The organism is Campylobacter hepaticus (assembly GCF_001687475.2).
Lineage (GTDB): Bacteria > Campylobacterota > Campylobacteria > Campylobacterales > Campylobacteraceae > Campylobacter_D > Campylobacter_D hepaticus.
In genome coordinates, this window is the sequence record NZ_CP031611.1 from 460706 (window position 1) to 478839 (window position 18134).

Below are 18134 nucleotides of genomic sequence, written 5' to 3' on the forward strand. Positions count from 1 at the left end.
ATAAAATGTGAAAAATCTAAACATATTATCATGTAAAATTAAGTACTAAATTTGCTATCTTTAAACAAAACGTTTTATATAGGAGAAATATGACTCAATTAAGTACTAAGATTTTATGGTTTTTCATTGCCATTTTGGGTGCTATTTGTTTTGCTTATCTAGCTTTACAAAATGGTGAAAGCGTTTCAGCAATTTACTTAGTAGTTGCTGCTGCATGTATTTACACTATAGCTTATAGATTTTATGGACGTTTTGTAGCATATAAAGTTTTACAACTGGATAAAAATCGCGCTACACCTGCGATTTTGCAAAACGATGGTCGTGATTTTGTTCCTACAAATAAAATCGTATTATTTGGTCATCATTTTGCAGCCATTGCTGGTGCTGGTCCCTTAGTTGGTCCTATTTTAGCTGCTCAAATGGGATATTTACCTTCAATGCTTTGGATTTTAATCGGAGGGGTTTTAGCAGGTTGTGTGCATGATTTTGTTGTGCTTTTTATATCTACTCGTAGAAAAGGTAGAAGTCTTGGTGAGATTATCAAAGATGAAATGGGTAATTTTACTGGTAGTGTTGCTATGATCGCTATTTTTGGGATCATGCTTATTATTATTGCTATTTTGGCTATGGTAGTAGTTAAAGCTTTAGCAGAGTCTCCTTGGGGTTTGTTTACCATAGCTATGACTATTCCTATAGCTATATTTATGGGTGTTTATATGCGTTTTTTACGACCTGGTAGAGTAGGGGAAGCTTCTATCATAGGCTTTATATTGTTAATTTTAGCTATTCATTATGGTAGTATCATAGCACAAGATCCTTACTGGAGTAAAATTTTTATCCTAGATGCACCAACTTTAGCTCTTATTATCATGGCTTATGGTTTTATTGCTGCTATTTTACCTGTATGGTTTTTACTCGCTCCAAGAGATTATCTTTCTACTTTTTTAAAAATCGGTGTGATTTTACTTATGGCTATAGCTATTATCATTGTTACACCTGATTTGCAAATGCCAAAAGCAAATACGCAGTATTTTGATGGAACAGGACCTGTTTTTGCTGGACCTATATTTCCATTTTTATTTATCACCATAGCTTGTGGAGCTATTAGTGGCTTTCATGCTTTAATTTCAAGCGGAACTACTCCAAAAATGCTTGAAAATGAAACTCATGCCTTAGCTGTGGGATATGGTTCTATGCTTGCAGAAAGTGCTGTAGCCATTATGGCTTTAATTTGTGCTTGTATTTTACATCCTGGGCTTTATTTTGCTATCAATTCAAGTTCTGCTTTAATAGGCACAGATCTTGCAGGTGTAGCCCAAACTATTTCTTCATGGGGATTTAAAATAACTCCTGAAGATATTACAAATTTAACTACAAATATAGGCGAGTACACTATACTTTCAAGAACAGGCGGTGCTCCTACTTTTGCCATAGGTGTGGCTTTGATCTTGCATGAGCTTTTTGGAGGGATAGATTTAATGGCATTTTGGTATCATTTTGCCATATTATTTGAGGCTTTATTTATCCTAACTGCTGTTGATGCAGGAACTAGGGCTTGTCGCTTTATAGTGCAAGATATCTTGGGTAATGTTTATAAGCCTTTAGGAGATATCCATAATTACCCAGCCGGACTCTTAGCAACCTTACTAAGTGTTGCTGGTTGGGGATATTTTCTTTATCAAGGTGCCATAGATCCTAAAGGAGGTATTTATACTCTTTGGCCTTTATTTGGTGTAAGCAATCAAATGCTTGCTGGTATGGCATTGCTTCTTGCTACTAGCATACTAGTTAAAATGGGTAAAGCAAAGTATACTTGGGTAACTTTAGCGCCTGCTGTATTTGTTTTAGTTGCTACTTTATATGGAGGAATTTCTAAAATCATGCCTTATAATGAAACTGATAAGGTAAGCAATGCTGTATCTCATGTAGCAGCCATTCATATACAAGAACAAAAAATCAAAGACTTGCAAGTAAAATTAAATCATGCCAAAGATGAAAAAGAAATCACTCTTATTAAAAAAGAAATTGCCCTAGCTAGTCAAAGTAAGATAGGGAATTTTATCAATGCTATTCTTTGTGTATTTTTTATGTTAACAACCTTACTTGTCATACTTTCTTGTATAGGAATTTGTTTGGGTAAGATTAAAATTCCATTAAAAGAAAGCAAATATGTCAAAATTGATGATTTTCAAAAAAATCAAATACTATTATGAAAAAGCTGAAAGGTTTTTTCACCCCTTAGTGGGGCTTTGTAGCTATGATAAGTATATAGAACACATGAAAAATAAGCATCCTGGAAAAATTCCTAAAAGCAGAAAGGAATTTTTTAAAGAATGCTTAGACAAAAAATACAACAAAGGCGGTTTAAATAAATGCTGCTAAGCTTCAAGGATAAAGTTTTATCATACAAGATAAGCTTTAGTCATTGTTTAAAAATCCATGTATTCTTTTTAGTTCTTCGTTAATGGCTTTTTTCTTTCCCTCTCTTGTAACGCTTACATAAGTAACCAAAGCCGAAGTAACATTAATACAACAAGTACAACCTTGAGAATCTACTCTTTGTGCTATAACTTCAACTGCAACATTGATAGAAGTGTGACCCACGCTAGTGATTTTTGAATAACAAGAAATCACATCACCTACAAAAACAGGTTCTTTAAAAACCACCTTATCCATAGAAATAGTAACAACACGTTCAGGAGAAAGCTCCCTTGCTGCAATAGCACCTGCTAAATCTATTTGAGATAAAATCCAACCACCAAAAATATTTCCCGCTGGATTTGTATCGCTTGGCATAGCTACGATTTTTAATTTTGGTTCCCCCATGTCTTTCATTTTTACTCCTTATTTTAAAAAATGAATTATAATTAAAAAAAATTAAATAAGGAGAAAAAAAGTATGAATAATTTCAAAGAAATATCCAAATTGATAAAAAAATACAAAGAAAAAAACAATGCTCTTTATAAAATTTTAGATCAAAAAGAACAAGATGAATACTTTAAATTTTTAATTTCTTTAAGCGAATTAAAAGAAGAAAAAACAAGCTTACTAGCCATACTTAGACGCTTAGTTGATTTAAAAGAAGAAAATTTAATCCAAGAATGGAAAAAAAATCATTTCAAAGAAGATAAAATCATACAGTTAAAACACAAATTCTATCAAGAAGTAAGAAAATTTTATGAAAAAAATCATCAAGATCTTATCGATGAAATAAAACAAAAAAAGCTTTTAAATGAATTTTATTATACTTTGGTTGAAGGTGTGCATAATATAGGTTTGATTATCAATGAGATTGAAATTTTATGGACTAAACAAATCATAGAAAAAAACAATAAAATTTTAGCTTCACAGTTTCCAAATTTAGATGATGCTATGGAATTTTTAAGAAAAAATCATCTCTATCAAAAAACTTCAACAGGTGAAATTTGTGAAAGATCATATGGGGTTTTAGTAAAAATAGGCAATTGGTGGAAGCTTGTTCCTTATGCAAAATTTTTTGAAGATGAAATTTTAAAATTAGAATTTGCATTTGATAGTATAATTGAAAAACTTAAAATTTTGGCTGATAAAGAAGAAGAGCATTCTTATATAGAGTACTTTGAAAAATTAAAATTAGCCTTTTGTCAAAAAGATGAAGATAAAATCATATCATCATGGCAAGAAGCTGAATTTGCATGGATGAAAGTAAAATCACCCTTACAAGTAGGTCATCCCTTAGAATACTATGAAGATAATTACACCCATGCAGTAGCTTTAGAATGGGATCTTAGACTAGAAGAAGAGAATGATTTTAATGCCTTAGAATTTAATAAACAGATCAAACAAACCTTTCAAAACGTATATAATAATTTAGAATTTAAAGATAGTAAATTAGAAAAAGAAGTTTTATCCAATATAGAAAAAACCCAGCTTTATATTTGCACTCCTATGATTTTTTATGGTTCGCAGTTAAAGGGTTTATTTTCAGCTCAAGTTGTACCCAATGATGAATTTGTAAGCTCTAAAGCAGGTAAAAAAATTTTTGCCTTTATTAATTTCGTTTATGAAAATGCTAAAAATCAACCCTTTATGAAAATTTCTAATCAAATTTTTGATAAAGAATTTTTAACTTATGGCAGAGAAATTTTGTTTTTTCAAGAAAAAATTTGGAAGCGTGTTTATGAAGTTTCAACCATAGGACATGAATTTGGTCATATATTTTTTATAGCTAGTGATACTGAAAATGCTATGAATAAAAGTGGTTTTTTTAAAAATATAGAAGAATACAAAGCTACAGCAGGAGGGCTTGTTAACTTCTTTTATCATGAAGAAGATGATTTAAAATTACCTGTATTTCATGATGTGATAAAAAGAGCTATAGGACTTATTGCATGGCAAAAAGTAGATGAAGTTAAGCCTTATTATACTGAAGGGCTTATCCACCTTAGCTTACTTTTTCAAAGTGGGGTTTTAACTTTTAAAAACCATCATTTAAAAATCAATTTTAATCTAGAATATTATGAAAAATTTAAAGATCTTGTCTTAAACAATTATCATAATCTAGCAAAACACTATATGTTAAAACTTGATGCTAAAGATTTTCTAATGCGTTTTTGTTATATAAAAGAAGATATTTTTCTCCCTACCATGCCAGAGTGTGAGGAATTTGTAAAATTTTATTATGATTTATATGAAAAAATCGGCAATGAAGTAGATGAAGGTGAAGAATTACTAAGGTATAAAAATAAACAATAAAATCTTTATTTTTGAAAAAAATCTTAAAAAAAGCTCTTTTAGACTTGATATTGTTTTGGAAATATGTTAATATTAGCCGTTTCAATTAAAACAAAGGAGCTTTTTATGACTAAAGCAGATTTCATTTCATTAGTTGCTCAAACAGCCGGGCTAACAAAAAAAGATGCTACTACTGCTACTGATGCAGTTATTTCTACTATTACTGAAGTCTTAGCTAAAGGCGATAGTATTAGTTTTATCGGTTTTGGTACTTTTTCTACTCAAGAAAGAGCTGCTAGAGAAGCTAGAGTACCAAGTACAGGAAAAACGATCAAAGTTCCTGCCACAAGAGTTGCAAAATTTAAAGTAGGTAAAAACCTCAAAGAAGCAGTTGCAAAATCAAGTGCTAAAAAGAAAAAATAAAACCTTTGGCTAGATTTATTCTAGCCTTTTTTACACGCCCTGCCAAATCTTTTTAAAATTTTATAGTTAGGAAAATGCAAAAACCCTTCTTAAATCTTATAATTTATCTTCTTTTAAAGATAAAAATCCAACTTATGAAAGTACTGATTTTATAACTCAAAGCTTACAATTTAATATTTATTTAAAGCTATATTATTTATAATTAGCATTATATATTTTATCTTACTTTTATATTAATCAATAAGATAAATCATTTAAATATTTATAATCTTTATATTTTGCAAAGGATAATATTTTATGAAAAAATTATATTTAAAGTCTAGTGTATACAACACGGGGGGGGGTAATGGCTTCTTCCAAAAAACTTATTTTATCTTTAGCTACTATTTCTTGTTTAAGCTCTTTAGCCTTAGCTCAAATTAGTGGACCACCTTACGCTATACCTTATACTCAAGGAAATAATTACTACTATACTCTTTTAGGATATTATCCAGGAACTCAAATTGAAGTAAATGGTAATGGAAGTACCAATAGCATCTTTTTAGGTAGATATGCTTATGTTAAAAATGGTGATGGATCAAAAACAATTTATGCTTATGTGGATAATTCTGATAAAATCAATATACCTTATATAATTAATAAAGGAATCATAGCTGGTTCTTTAAACATAGAAAACAAAAATCAAACTCAAAAAGATGCATCCATAAATGTTAACACCATAGACAATCAAGGCTTTCTTAAAAATGCCTACATAGGAATTTGGGGAGATAAACAAGCAAACATAACAATAAACTCTTTTTCAAACTCAGGCATTGTCTATAACTCACAAGATCAAGCAATATATCTTGAAAAAAATGTACAAATCACTGATTTTACCAATACCGGGCTCATCGCAGGAACAACAAATAAACTCATATTTGGCAGTCAAAATGTAAGCAGTATCCAAATAGGAAAAGATCAAGAATCATTACAGCGTTCCTCTACCACCACTACCATAAAAAACTTTAAAAACCAAGGTCTAATAGGAAATAGCAACCAAGACGCCAATGCCATTGGCTTTAATAGTGCAAACCTCACTACCTTCATCAACACCCAATTAATCCTAAGTCAAGGAAAAGCCATACATCTTGAAAGTACCCACATTACAAACTTTATCAATAGAGGCTTTATAGGAGCTTATGGACCTTATACTTCTGGCAATACCTCAAATTCATCAGGTATTACCATTTTACGCAGCACCATTGATAATTTTATCAATACAGGTATTATCTCAGGAGTAATAGGTGTAAATCTATCAGGAGATATTTCAACCTTTATCAATACAGGTTTTATAAGATCAACCGATAGCACTAGTGAACAACGTGCAGCCATAAATTTATTTAACACAGATAGTAAAGCACCAAATATTGATTATCTTATCAACGCAGGTACTCTTGACTCACAATCTCAAGGCATACTCATAACAGCAGGAAGCACTATAAACAATCTTTTTAATACAGGAACCATAAAAGCACAAAAAGATGGTATCACTTTTATTTCAGAAAACCATACTCAAAATGATATAAAAATAGGTAAAATCATCCTAACAAAAGATAGCAGCATAGATGCCACACAAAACGCTATCAATGTAAATTTAGTACAAAGTAGTAGGAATTCTCACAACACAAACCTCTCTATAGACTCCATAAACATCCAAGAAGGTGCCAAGGTTTCTGGAGGTCAAGCAGGGATAAAAATAGGACAAAGTCAAGAAGTTAAGAATAGCAATGGTACTGGCAAAGACAATACCGTAGGTCAAATCATAGTAGCTGGAGAAGTTAAAGGAGGAAGTGAAGGTGGTATAGTCAACGAAGGCACCATAAAAGCTGATGCTAATGGTAAAAGCAGAAAACGCCGCTCCCTTGATGAAAGCCAACAAAGTGATGAAGAAAGCAAAGCAGCTATTCTTATAAAAGAATCAGGACAAATCACTTCAACTAGTGGTAAAGCTGGCATAATAAACAAAGATAAAGGAAAAATAGAAGGTAATATCATAAGCAAAAGTTCAAATACCATTAGCCTAGAAAACCAAGGTAGTGTAACAGGAAATATATCTAACTCTGGAACAGGTAATTTAATGATAGAAAATAAAAACAATGGTAGTAGTACTGCTACTATAAGTGGAAATATAGCCAACACAGGAGATGGTAGTTTAATGCTTAATAACTCCTCCACTTTAACAGGAAATATATACAATTATGGAAGTGGTAAATTAACTATAGAAAACCAAACTAATACTCAAAATGGCAATACTTCCATCTCAGGTTATGTTGCAAACATAGGAATGGGTCAATTAGAACTCATGAATAATGCAAGCATTAGTGGAAGTGCTTATAATATAGGAGGAGGTAGTTTAATGCTTAATAACTCCTCCACTTTAAAAAGTGTATACAATTATGGAAGTGGCGATTTAAAAATAGAAAATAAAAATAGTGCTACTATTAATTCTATCATGAATACAAACTCAGGTAATGTAATACTTGATAATAGTGCTACTATAACTCAAGGCATCACAAATCAAGGAACAGGTAATTTAATGATAACTAACCAAAGTGGTGCTAGCATTGAAAATATTAGCAATGAAAGCTCAGGCGATGTAATGCTTAACAACACTGGTTCTATAACAAAAGGTATAACAAACTCTGGTAATGGTAATCTAAACCTAACCAACCAAGAAAATGCCACCATAAGTGGAGGTATAACAAACTCTGGCTCAGGCACCCTAATGCTTAATAACTTTGGCTCTATAGGAACAAATACTGATGGCTATAACATAAGCAATGAAGGAAGTGGTAGTGTTAATATCACTTCTTGGACTATACGTACAGGAAGTAATAATAAACTCCAAACCCTTACAGTAGGAGGAAAAAGTGCTAATTCTGTTATGGTTGGAAACCTTATAGTTGATCAAGGTAATCTTAATATGGATGAACTTAATGATATTAAAAATCTTGTTAAGGGAGTAAGTTTAAATAATATAAAAAAAATAAAAACTAATGGTGGTGGAGAAATGATATTAAACTATGATGCTTTAAGTGGAAAAATCTCTACAGACTTTAATCTTAATGCTTCTATTATAGGAGCAAGCTTTAGATCTTTAAATGCTTCTAGCATTAAAAGAAATGCTTTTGTAGATGGCTTAATGAATAATATGAATTTAAGTTTAACTTTTAATCCTAATCATTTTAATCTTAATACTAATCTTACTTTTAATGAAGATAATTTATATGCTAGTATTAATGATTATATACAAAGTGATATACAAACTTATACTCATGATAATATTAAAGAACATGCCTTAGTTATACTACCTTATTTTTCTTCTCAAAGTGTAGAACTTTCTTTAAATGAAAAAAGTAAAGGACATATTAAAGGTAATATACTTGCTTATTCTACCTTAAAAGAAAGTGGAACTTATAGTTTTTATGCAGGTTATGAAGATACTAAGATGAACTCTTATTATTTTGATGTAAAAAACCGTACTTATTATACAGGTATAAAATATTTTAATACCTTATTTTATACAGACAATAATCAAGAAGTCTATATTAAAGCTCAAGCTAAAGCAGCTTTTATTAAAAATGAGTTCTTAAAGAAAATAGCCAATAATGAAGCTAGTGCTAATCCTAATGCTTATACTTATGGAGGAGGTATAGATTTAGGAATGAATTTTATCTTAGGATCTCATATGCTTACTCCTCAAATAGGTTTAGGTTATGAAGGATCTTATATGCAAGCTTATAGTATAAAAGATATTAAAGGTAGGGCTAGTGTACAAAAAGGAGAAAGAATATATAAAAATATCAATAATCTTTTTTCTACTAAGGCTAGCTTTGCTTATTTTAAAGACTGGTTACCTTATTTAAAGACTTCTATAGAATTAGGAGCTAAACTTTATATGAATACTACTATACATACTAAAGCACGCTTTGGTACTATTAAAGTAGAAGATGAAATAAACTTAGCAAGAATACAAAGATTTGCAAATGCTTCTTTAATACTGCCTTTAAATCAAAGCTTTATTATGAGTATGAATTATAATGCTCAAAATAGTAAAGATGCTACTACTCATACTGCTTATGCTCAATTTAGTTATTTGTGGTAAAAGAATAAGGTATTAAAAGAATAAAGTATAGCTTTAAAAGCTATGCTTTGTTTTTTAATTTTCCTTAAAAAGCTTAGAAGCTAAATGTGTTGCACGACTTTGATCTGTATCTTTTTTTAAAGTTTTGTAAATTTGGCTTACGTATTCTTCTAGAATTTTTTGAGAATTGATACTTTTATCTAAAAGAGGTATTTTTTTGTATTGTGCATTGTTTTTAAGTTCGTAAGCTAAAACATTATCACTAAGTTGTAAACGTAAAAATTGTATTTTATATTGCAATGATAAGATTAAAATATTTTCAAAATAAATTAAAAAATGCTATCTAAGTTTATTGATAAAAAGATTGAAACAAGTATATATTAACTTAGCAAGATAAGGGTTTTAATTAGGTAAAAAATTAAGGATTTAAATTTAAAAAGTCTTTGATTTCTTTTAACATTTCTTGAGGATTTAAATCATTAATGCTTTTGTAAAATTTAGAGTTTTCATCTATAAGAAAAAGTTCATTGCTATGTGCTATGGTGTATTTCATAATAGGATCTTTTAGATCTATTTTTTGATAATGAACATTATATCGTTTGGCTAATTTTTGTAAAGTGCTTTCATCTTTTGCGATTAAAGCATTTGCTTTTGGATAAAAATATCTTAGCCATTCATCTGTATTGTTAATATTGCTATCTCTATTAAGATCTAAAGAGATAAAAAGAAGATGGATGTTATCATTGTTAATATCTTTTAAAATTTTAGCTAATAAACTTAGTGTTGCAGGACAAATATCAGGACAAAAAGTATATCCAAAATAAACTATTAGTTTTTTACCTTTAAAATCCTCAATAGTAGTATTTTCTTTAAAACTTGATTTTAAGTTAAAATCATAAGGATTTTCTTGATTTTTTAAAAAAAAGAAAATACTTAAAACACTTATAATCAACATTAAAATAAATAAAATAATGCTTTTTTTCATCTTTTTAACTCAAAATCAAAATGAAAACCTATGGCTTTATCATTATCCATAAATTCAGCCCTAAAACGCATAGTTTGTAAAACACAAGATGCAAGCACTATTTGACTTTCATAATCTGTTTGGTTTAATTTATGTATTTTAGGATTTATTTCACCCATATACATGTTTAAACCATAAATTTTAATCTTTAAATTTTCATAATCTCCTAAGTTTTTAATATTTAATTTTATGGATTCTAAAGCTTGCAAAGGTTTAGGGTTTAAAGAAATAAGCACTTCTTTACCTTTAAAATTGTATTTACAATCTTGAATATTAAGATCACAACTTAAAGGGCTTGTAATATCAGTATTGATTGTTTCTTTTGAACTTTTTGATGTATAAATATCAAAAATAAAATAAAATAAAATAATAATTGCAAAGGCTAAGGTTAAGATAAAAATATTTTTTTTCATTTGCCATATTCTTTAGAGCTAATATTTTTTAATTCTATATTTTGGTTATTGTTAAATTTTAAATTGATATTTATTTTTGTATCTTTAAGTATGGGCTGTTTTAAATTTAAAAGCATGATATGATAAGATCCTGGTTTAAATTCTGTATTTGAATGAGCTTTGATAATGATTTGAGGAATTTCTTGCATTAACATGGTTCCATTTTTATGCAAATGAGTATGCAATTGGGTAACTTCGCTAATATCACTTTGAGCGCTTATTAGGGCAATGTCTTTATCGGTATTGTTATAGATATTAAGAAAAACTGCACTATTTTGTGCATGGGGTGGAGTTTGTCTTACAAAAACATTTTTAATTTCTATATCATTAGCCCAAAGGTTAAAAACAAATAAAACACTCAAACAAAAAATTTTTCTCATAAAATATGTCCTTATTATGGATTTTTATTTTGATTATATCAAAAAATATTTAAAATTTTTTATGCAATATGAGTATGATTTGATTTAATACTAGGGATTGTTTGATTTAAGATTTAATTTTTTTAAAAATGTGTATTTTTTAAATTTATATAACTTAACAAATTTAGATTCAATTAATATTTTTTAAGAAAAAAGATATTATAATCATGCAAATATTTTTACTCAAAAATTCATGGTATTAAGGAAAAATATTGTTGAAACGATTTGCTTTATTATTTACAATTTTTTCAGTACTCCTTCATGCTGCAGATCTTGTTAAAATTTATCTTAACGAAGGCTTAGATGCTGTTGGTATAGCAATCGAAAAAGAGCTGACTCAAAAGGATTTTTGGTTACAAGAAATAGGGGATAAAAATATTTCACTAGGGTATTATAATAATAATGTCACTATTGTGCTTACCAATAAAACAGATAAAATTCTTCGTGTTTATTCTTATAATGATGGAAAAATAACAAAAGATTTTGAACAAAAAGAAATTATTACCGGTATCATGGGGGATAAAAAAATAGAAGGAGATTTAAAAACTCCTGTAGGTTTTTATGAATTAGGGCGTAAGTTTAACCCAGGTGATCCTTACTATGGACCTTTTGCTTTTGCTACAACTTATCCTAACTTGCTTGATAAGGTACAAGGAAAAACAGGAGGTGGAATTTGGATACATGGCTATCCTCTTGATGGGTCTAGGCTTGATGAGTTTAAAACAAAAGGATGTATAGCCTTACTTAATGAAGACTTAGAAAAATTTGCACAAACTATACAAGGTAAAAAAGTTTTTGCTATGACAGAAGAAAAAGAAAAAATCAGAGCTAAAAAAGATGAAATAGCTGGTTTATTAGCTGATCTTTTTACTTGGAAATTAGCTTGGACGCACAATAATATTGATGCTTATTTAGATTTTTATGATGAAAAAGAATTTAAACGTTTTGATAAAATGAAATTTGAACAATTTACTGCCATGAAAAAATTGATTTTTTCACGCAAAGAAGATAAAGAAATCAAATTTTCAGATATTAATATCAGTCCTTATCCAAATTTAAAAAATGAGATTATATATAGAATTTCATTTTATGAGGATTATTATACTAAAAATTATCAATTTAAAGGCAATAAAATTTTATATGTTAAAATCGACAATAAGGGCAAAATGAAAATTCTAGCAGAGCAATAAATGGCCTTAATCAAAATCGATCAAAAAGCTTATGAATATAATTTAAAATATATTCTTAAAAAAATAAAAGATATTAAAAGACTGATTTGTGTTTTTAAGGATAATGCTTATGGGCACGGAGCTAAACTTTTAGCTCCTGTGGCTAAAAATTTAGGAGTTTGTTTTGTCGCACTTAAAAACGAAGAAGAAGCTTTAGAACTTGAAAATTTTTTTGAGAATATACTCATACTCTCTCACATTCCCCATGGGAATGAAAATTCTAGATTTATTTATGCTTTAAATGATATCTCACATATACAAAAATACAAAAAAAATACCAAAATACATCTTAAAATAGATACAGCTATGCATCGTAATGGTGTTAGCATACAGGATTTAGAATATGCTTTAAGTCTTATTAAGCAACACAATTTAAAGCTTGAAGGTGTATTTACTCATTTTTTTAGCGCTGATGAAATGGATGCTAGTTTTTTTGTTCAAAAAAAACATTTTGAAGAAGCTAAAAAAATAGTTAAAAAACATTATTCTAAATTATTGATCCATTCTTGTAATTCTGCAGCATTTTTTAGAGGAGAAATTCCTGATGATGAACACTGTAGAATAGGGCTTGCTCAATTTGGATATGGAGATGAAAATTTAAAAAAAGTTTTAAGTTTATATGCGCATAGACTTAGTCAAAGAACACTGTATAAAGGACAAAGTATAGGTTATGGCGGTGTTTTTCATGCTTTAAAAGATTTAGAAGTTGCCACTTATGATTTAGGTTATGCTAGCGGTCTTTTTCGTTATAATGGAAAAGGGGAGTTAAAACTTGCAAATGGTAAGCAAATTCTTGGAAAAATGTCAATGGATAGTTTTTCATGTGAAAATTCAGGTGAAGAGATTTGTGTGTTTAAAGATGCTGATATTTGGGCTGATTTTTTTCATACTATTAGTTATGAAATTTTAGTAAAGCTTCATCCTAGCATTCAAAGGGTATTAATATAAATGTTTAATATAGTACTAATACACCCTAGAATTCCTCAAAATACAGGAAGCATAGGAAGAATGTGCTTTAATGCCGGATTTAAACTCCATATAGTTAAACCCACGGTTTTTGATATTTCTCATAAAGCCCTCAGGCGCGCTGGACTTGATTATTGGGATAAATTAGAACCTATAATTTGGGAAAATATACAAGATTTTTTAGAAAAAAACATCATCTACAAGGATAGATTTTTCTTTGCTACAACTAAGAGTCAAAAACCGTATTTTAATGCAAAATTTCAAGAAAATGATTTTTTATTTTTTGGAAGTGAAAGCTATGGTTTACCTATGGAATTAATGCAATTAAATTGGGATAATGCTATTAGTATACCTATGAAATCTTGTGGAAGAAGTTTAAATTTAGCAACTAGTGTAGGTATAATTTCTTATGAAGCTTTAAGACAAAATTTTAATTATTTTAGTGTTTAAAGTTTGTAAATTTATATTTAAGAATGCAAAAGATATAAAATCATAAAGTCCTTTTTATAAAAATTATGTTAAAGTAAAATTAATATTATTTTTTTAAGGAGTTTGGATGAATTTAGAAATTTTGCTAAATTATACCAATAAAATGTCTGATCTTATAGCAAATAAAATTGTCCCTAATACAGATATTATTATGGTGGTTTTGCTTATAATCTGTGGACTTTATTACAGTTTTTTAACTCGCTTTGTACAATTTCGCATGCTAGGATCTGTCTTTAAAATACTTACAGAAAAAAATACACAAAATTCAAAAGAACATATTTCTCCTTTTGAAGCACTAATGATTTCAACTGCTTCTAGGGTAGGTATAGGAAATATTGCAGGAATTTCTTTAGCTTTAACTACAGGCGGGGCTGGTGCTTTGTTTTGGATGTGGGTTATGGCATTTTTTGGAGGTGCTTCAGCCTTTGCTGAAAGCACTCTAGCTCAAATTTATAAAACCAAAGATAAAACAGGAGGATTTAAAGGTGGACCAGCTTATTATATTAAAAAAGCTTTAGGTTCACATTTTTTTGGATCTTTTTTTGCTTTTATACTTATTATCACCTATGCTTATGGTTTTAATGGTCTTCAAAGTCAAACAATGACTTTTTCTTTTAAGGTTTATTATGATATGTTTTATCCTAATGCTAGTATAGATTTTGCATCCAGTTCCTGGCCTATAATCATTGGTATTATTTTAACTCTTTTTGGCGCTTGGATGTTTTTTTCTCATCATACTAAAATAGGTAAAATAAGTTCTTTAATCGTTCCTTTTATGGCTTTAGCTTATATTTTACTTGCTAGCATAGCGGTTTTAATCAATTTTGATAAGATCCCTTTGGTTGTGCATATGATTTTAGAAAATGCTTTTGATTTTAAAGCTATTTTTGGTGGTTTTGCAGGATCTGCTTTAGTTATAGGTATAAAAAGAGGACTTTTTTCTAATGAAGCAGGCATGGGTTCAGCCCCTAATGCAGCTGCAGCAGCCCTAACAAGTCATCCAGTTAAACAAGGTCTTATTCAATCTTTTTCAGTTTTAATAGATGTGATTATTTGTACAAGTTCAGGATTTTTAGTGCTTTTTTCTATGGCTTATTTGGGATTTGGTGAAGGCAAAATAGAAGGTGGTATGCCTTTGATTCAAGAAACTATGCGTGAATATTATGGTGGTTTTGGGATTCATTTTATTACCCTTGCTATAGTTCTTTTTGCAATAACTTCTTTAATAGGAAATTATTATTATGCTCAAGCTAATGTGAAGTATTTAACCCATTCTAAATTAATCATGAATTTATTTAGAATCAGTGCAGTAGCTATGATTTTTATAGGCTCACAGATGAATTTAAAATTTGCCTGGAATTTGGCAGATTTAACCATGGCTTTTATGGCAATAACTAATATCATTTCTTTATTGCTTTTAGGGGGTATAGTTAATAAGGTTTTAAAAGATTTTAACGATCAACAAAAAAAAGGCTTAGATCCTCAATTTAGCGCTAGCAAGCTAGGTATTAAAAATGCTCAATGCTGGGAATAAAATTCATAAGCTTTATATAAAGCTTATGAATTAATGATTTAAGACTTTATTTAAAAATTCTTTTAATCTTTCATTGCTAGGGTTTTGAAAAACTTCTTTAGGTTTAGCATCAACAGCTATTTGACCTTTATCCATAAAAAAAATACGATTAGCAACATTGCGTGCAAAACCCATTTCATGAGTGACTACAAGCATAGTTAAACCTTCTTTAGCAAGATCTTTTATAATGCTTAAAACCTCACCTATCATTTCAGGATCAAGTGCTGAAGTGGGCTCATCAAATAAAATCACATCAGGATTCATCATCAAGCTTCTTGCAATGGCAATGCGTTGTTTTTGCCCTCCAGAAAGTTTATGTGGCATGATATTTTCTTTATCGCTTAATCCTATTTTATTAAGCAGTGTTTTTGCTTTTTCTAGAGCTTGTTCTTGAGTTAAAATTCCTGTTTTAACAGGGGCTAAACATAAATTTTCTATAACGTTTTTATTGGCAAAAAGATTAAAATGTTGAAAAACCATACTTACTTTTTGCCTAATGGTATTAATATCGCTTTCTTTATTTAATATATTTTGATTATTGATTAAAATTTCTCCACTATGAGCTAATTCTAGACGATTAATACAACGTAAAAGCGTACTTTTTCCACCACCACTTGGACCTATAATGGCAATAACATCTCCTTTGGAAATAGTAGTATTGATATTGTTTAATACGTGTAAATCTCCATATTTTTTATTTAAATTTTTAATTTTAATCATTTTTATTCACCCTAAATTCAAGTTTTTTAGCAAAATAACTAAATATTTTAACGCTTACATAATAAACAAGTCCGGTAAAAATAATAGGCTTAGGATTATAAAGTATAGCTTGTAAACTTTGACTTTGCATAGTAATATCTACTACGCTAATAAATCCTACAACTGAAGTTTCTTTAAATAAAGAAATAAATTCATTAGCTAGTGCAGGTAAAATGTTTTTTGTTGCTTGAGGTAAAATAATTTCTTTCATAGAAGTTTTATAGTCAAGCCCCATGGCACGCGCAGCTTCCATTTGTCCTTTATCAACGCTATTAATCCCACTTCTTACAATTTCTGCAATATAAGCTGAACTATTAAGCCCTAAAGCAAGAATGGCTGCATAAAGATTGTCTATAAAAGTGAAAATAACAAAGGCAAAAATCATCAATTGCAAAATCACAGGTGTCCCGCGTATAATATCTATGTATTCATCAATAATAAAATTGAGTATTTTAAATTTAGAAAAACGTAAAATAGCTAAACTAAAACCAACAAGTACTCCTATGATAACTGCACAAGCAGTTAATAAAAGCGTTATAAAATAACTTATTAAATAAGCTTTTGCGTTTTGTGTAAAAGCATAAGTTATTGTTCCATTAGAATTTTGTATTTTTAATATCTCTATAGGAAAAGAAAAATATCCCCATAAAATAATAATAGTAAAAAAAACAAAAATTCTTATATTTTTTTGATTCAATTTAGGACCTTTTTATGTTAAATTTATTTAAAAATTTAGATTTTATAAAAATATCTTTGATTTTTCTTTAAAAATTTATAAAAACGTGTTAAAATTTATCAAAATAAGGTTGTATTTATGAAAATTTTAGATTTTATTATCTTACTTGCTTTTGCATTGTTAATATTTTTTTTTAGTTTTAGGTTTTAATCATCAAATGATAGAAAAAAATAAAAAAAGAGAAAGAAATTTACAAATAAAAAAGGAGGATAAAAAATGAAAAAAATATTAATTCCTTTAGCACAAGGTTTTGAAGAAGCTGAATTTATCGGTATTGCTGATGTTTTAAAGCGAGCAAGTGAATTAAGTGGCGATTTAGAAGTACTAATTAGCTCCTTAGATGAAGAATTGTTAGTTAAGGGTGCTCATGGCATTAATATTAAAGCAGATTATTCTTTAAATGATATTAATGTACAAGCATTAGATGGTATTGTTTTAGCAGGTGGTTTAAATGGCATGTTAAATCTTAAAAATTCAAGTGCTATTTTAAATATCATCAAACAACTTCATGCTCAATCTAAACTCATAGGTGCTATTTGTGCTTCTCCTATAGTTTTAGATGCTGCAGGAGTTTTAGAGGGTAAGTTTGCATCTTATCCAGGTTGTGAAAGAGGACTTAAAGGAAGTCGTGTTAATAAAGCTGTTTGTGTAAATAAAAATATCATTACTTCAGCAGGACCTGCAACAGCTATACTTTTTGGGTTAGAATTAGCTAAGCAATTATGCGGTGATGCAATTTATGAAAAACTATATCATGCTATGTTGGTACCTTTAACAAAATGATTGTATAGTAGTTTAACTACTATTTATTTTAAAATAAGGCTTGAGGGTTTTCTTTAGTTGAGTTTTCTTTAGGCAATTCAAAACCCCCAAGCATATGAAAATGTAAATGAAAAACTTCTTGTCCGCTATTTTTTCCACAATTTGTTACTAAACGGTATCCACTTTTATCTACTCCTAGAAGAATGGCTAATTCTTGTATAAAACTTGTCATTTTTGCCATAAGTTTTGGATCAAATTCTTGAAAGTCTTTAAAATGTTTTTTTGGAATTATAAGTATATGTATAGGTGCTTTAGGCGCTATATCATGAAAGGCTAAGAAATCATTATCTTCAAGTACTTTATTGCACGGGACTTTGCCTTCGATTATAAGTTCAAAAATCGTTTTTTCTTGCATGATTTATCCTCACTTTGGTGTTATTTTGATACAATTATATCTTTAAACTTT

Annotated in this window: 17 protein-coding genes and 1 pseudogene; 10 read left to right on the plus strand and 8 right to left on the minus strand. The window is 29.0% G+C overall.

Features of this window, described 5'->3' with window-relative positions:
- Positions 1 to 89 precede the first annotated feature (89 nt).
- Both A2J15_RS02305 and kcuS read left to right on the plus strand, forming a co-directional pair.
- Positions 90 to 2213, plus strand: coding sequence for a carbon starvation CstA family protein (locus A2J15_RS02305; protein ID WP_066777531.1), 2124 nt, complete (start codon positions 90 to 92; stop codon positions 2211 to 2213).
- Positions 2170 to 2382, plus strand: a complete 213-nt coding sequence (kcuS, locus tag A2J15_RS02310) for a KCU-star family selenoprotein (protein WP_375732429.1) — start codon at positions 2170 to 2172, stop codon at positions 2380 to 2382. The genes A2J15_RS02305 and kcuS overlap by 44 nt, the downstream gene beginning before the upstream one ends.
- A gap of 36 nt (positions 2383 to 2418) precedes the next feature.
- Here the strand turns inward: kcuS and A2J15_RS02315 are convergent, their stop codons facing one another.
- Positions 2419 to 2835 (minus strand): acyl-CoA thioesterase, encoded by a 417-nt coding sequence (locus A2J15_RS02315; RefSeq protein WP_066777533.1) that lies wholly within the window; start codon positions 2833 to 2835, stop codon positions 2419 to 2421.
- Between the two features lie 63 nt (positions 2836 to 2898).
- On the opposite strand from A2J15_RS02315, the gene ciaB reads away from it, so the two are divergent.
- The 3 genes from ciaB to A2J15_RS02330 all read left to right on the plus strand — a co-directional run bounded on the left by ciaB (position 2899) and on the right by A2J15_RS02330 (position 9280).
- Positions 2899 to 4734 (plus strand): invasion protein CiaB, encoded by a 1836-nt coding sequence (ciaB, locus tag A2J15_RS02320; protein ID WP_066777535.1) that lies wholly within the window; start codon positions 2899 to 2901, stop codon positions 4732 to 4734.
- A gap of 105 nt (positions 4735 to 4839) precedes the next feature.
- The gene (locus tag A2J15_RS02325; RefSeq protein WP_066777538.1) at positions 4840 to 5136 is read left to right on the plus strand and encodes an HU family DNA-binding protein; all 297 of its coding nucleotides are present in this window, start codon (positions 4840 to 4842) and stop codon (positions 5134 to 5136) included.
- Positions 5137 to 5482: 346 nt separating this feature from the next.
- Positions 5483 to 9280, plus strand: coding sequence for an autotransporter outer membrane beta-barrel domain-containing protein (locus A2J15_RS02330; RefSeq protein ID WP_116980475.1), 3798 nt, complete (start codon positions 5483 to 5485; stop codon positions 9278 to 9280).
- Positions 9281 to 9334: 54 nt separating this feature from the next.
- On the opposite strand, the pseudogene A2J15_RS02335 reads toward A2J15_RS02330, so the two are convergent.
- From A2J15_RS02335 to A2J15_RS02350, 4 genes and pseudogenes are all read right to left on the minus strand, one after another.
- Positions 9335 to 9544: pseudogene (locus A2J15_RS02335) on the minus strand (RNA degradosome polyphosphate kinase); the annotation flags it as partial.
- Between the two features lie 133 nt (positions 9545 to 9677).
- Entirely contained in the window at positions 9678 to 10244 is a 567-nt protein-coding gene (locus tag A2J15_RS02340; RefSeq protein ID WP_066778378.1) for an SCO family protein, read from the minus strand.
- Positions 10241 to 10696 (minus strand): hypothetical protein, encoded by a 456-nt coding sequence (locus tag A2J15_RS02345; RefSeq protein WP_066778375.1) that lies wholly within the window; start codon positions 10694 to 10696, stop codon positions 10241 to 10243. Before A2J15_RS02345 ends, A2J15_RS02340 begins: the two co-directional genes overlap by 4 nt.
- Complete coding sequence (locus A2J15_RS02350) at positions 10693 to 11115, minus strand: copper chaperone PCu(A)C (RefSeq protein ID WP_066778373.1); 423 nt, start codon at positions 11113 to 11115, stop codon at positions 10693 to 10695. Before A2J15_RS02350 ends, A2J15_RS02345 begins: the two co-directional genes overlap by 4 nt.
- 251 nt (positions 11116 to 11366) lie before the next feature.
- Here A2J15_RS02350 and pgp2 point away from each other — a divergent pair, with 251 nt between their 5' ends.
- The 4 genes from pgp2 (at position 11367) to A2J15_RS02370 (ending at position 15372) form a co-directional block, all read left to right on the plus strand.
- Positions 11367 to 12344, plus strand: coding sequence for a cell shape-determining L,D-carboxypeptidase Pgp2 (gene pgp2, locus A2J15_RS02355; RefSeq protein WP_066778370.1), 978 nt, complete (start codon positions 11367 to 11369; stop codon positions 12342 to 12344).
- Positions 12345 to 13331, plus strand: coding sequence for an alanine racemase (locus A2J15_RS02360; protein ID WP_066778368.1), 987 nt, complete (start codon positions 12345 to 12347; stop codon positions 13329 to 13331).
- A complete protein-coding gene (locus A2J15_RS02365) occupies positions 13332 to 13799 on the plus strand; it encodes a tRNA (cytidine(34)-2'-O)-methyltransferase (RefSeq protein ID WP_066778367.1) in 468 nt (155 codons plus the stop codon). It abuts the gene before it with no gap.
- Positions 13800 to 13905: 106 nt separating this feature from the next.
- Positions 13906 to 15372: an alanine/glycine:cation symporter family protein gene (locus A2J15_RS02370; RefSeq protein ID WP_066778366.1), complete on the plus strand. Its 1467-nt coding sequence runs from the start codon at positions 13906 to 13908 to the stop codon at positions 15370 to 15372.
- A gap of 30 nt (positions 15373 to 15402) precedes the next feature.
- Here A2J15_RS02370 and A2J15_RS02375 read toward each other — a convergent pair whose 3' ends face one another.
- Both A2J15_RS02375 and A2J15_RS02380 read right to left on the minus strand, forming a co-directional pair.
- Positions 15403 to 16131, minus strand: a complete 729-nt coding sequence (locus A2J15_RS02375) for an amino acid ABC transporter ATP-binding protein (RefSeq protein WP_066778364.1) — start codon at positions 16129 to 16131, stop codon at positions 15403 to 15405.
- Complete coding sequence (locus tag A2J15_RS02380; RefSeq protein ID WP_066778362.1) at positions 16124 to 16867, minus strand: amino acid ABC transporter permease; 744 nt, start codon at positions 16865 to 16867, stop codon at positions 16124 to 16126. The genes A2J15_RS02375 and A2J15_RS02380 overlap by 8 nt, the downstream gene beginning before the upstream one ends.
- A 255-nt stretch (positions 16868 to 17122) precedes the next feature.
- Here A2J15_RS02380 and A2J15_RS02385 point away from each other — a divergent pair, with 255 nt between their 5' ends.
- Positions 17123 to 17689, plus strand: coding sequence for a DJ-1 family glyoxalase III (locus tag A2J15_RS02385; RefSeq protein WP_066778360.1), 567 nt, complete (start codon positions 17123 to 17125; stop codon positions 17687 to 17689).
- Positions 17690 to 17717: 28 nt separating this feature from the next.
- On the opposite strand, the gene A2J15_RS02390 is transcribed toward A2J15_RS02385, so the two are convergent.
- Complete coding sequence (locus A2J15_RS02390) at positions 17718 to 18083, minus strand: histidine triad nucleotide-binding protein (protein ID WP_066778358.1); 366 nt, start codon at positions 18081 to 18083, stop codon at positions 17718 to 17720.
- Between the last annotated feature and the right edge of the window lie 51 nt (positions 18084 to 18134).

Bases quoted from the DNA above. Each gene is read 5' to 3' on its own strand.
- A2J15_RS02390 (WP_066778358.1), bottom strand. From the start codon at position 18,083: ATGCAAGAAAAAACGATTTTTGAACTTATAATCGAAGGCAAAGTCCCG.
- A2J15_RS02360 (WP_066778368.1), top strand. From the start codon at position 12,345: ATGGCCTTAATCAAAATCGATCAAAAAGCTTATGAATATAATTTAAAA.
- kcuS (WP_375732429.1), top strand. From the start codon at position 2,170: ATGTCAAAATTGATGATTTTCAAAAAAATCAAATACTATTATGAAAAA.
- A2J15_RS02350 (WP_066778373.1), bottom strand. From the start codon at position 11,115: ATGAGAAAAATTTTTTGTTTGAGTGTTTTATTTGTTTTTAACCTTTGG.
- A2J15_RS02345 (WP_066778375.1), bottom strand. From the start codon at position 10,696: ATGAAAAAAAATATTTTTATCTTAACCTTAGCCTTTGCAATTATTATT.
- A2J15_RS02385 (WP_066778360.1), top strand. From the start codon at position 17,123: ATGAAAAAAATATTAATTCCTTTAGCACAAGGTTTTGAAGAAGCTGAA.
- A2J15_RS02340 (WP_066778378.1), bottom strand. From the start codon at position 10,244: ATGAAAAAAAGCATTATTTTATTTATTTTAATGTTGATTATAAGTGTT.
- A2J15_RS02365 (WP_066778367.1), top strand. From the start codon at position 13,332: ATGTTTAATATAGTACTAATACACCCTAGAATTCCTCAAAATACAGGA.
- ciaB (WP_066777535.1), top strand. From the start codon at position 2,899: ATGAATAATTTCAAAGAAATATCCAAATTGATAAAAAAATACAAAGAA.
- A2J15_RS02315 (WP_066777533.1), bottom strand. From the start codon at position 2,835: ATGAAAGACATGGGGGAACCAAAATTAAAAATCGTAGCTATGCCAAGC.
- A2J15_RS02370 (WP_066778366.1), top strand. From the start codon at position 13,906: ATGAATTTAGAAATTTTGCTAAATTATACCAATAAAATGTCTGATCTT.
- A2J15_RS02330 (WP_116980475.1), top strand. From the start codon at position 5,483: ATGGCTTCTTCCAAAAAACTTATTTTATCTTTAGCTACTATTTCTTGT.
- A2J15_RS02375 (WP_066778364.1), bottom strand. From the start codon at position 16,131: ATGATTAAAATTAAAAATTTAAATAAAAAATATGGAGATTTACACGTA.
- A2J15_RS02305 (WP_066777531.1), top strand. From the start codon at position 90: ATGACTCAATTAAGTACTAAGATTTTATGGTTTTTCATTGCCATTTTG.
- A2J15_RS02325 (WP_066777538.1), top strand. From the start codon at position 4,840: ATGACTAAAGCAGATTTCATTTCATTAGTTGCTCAAACAGCCGGGCTA.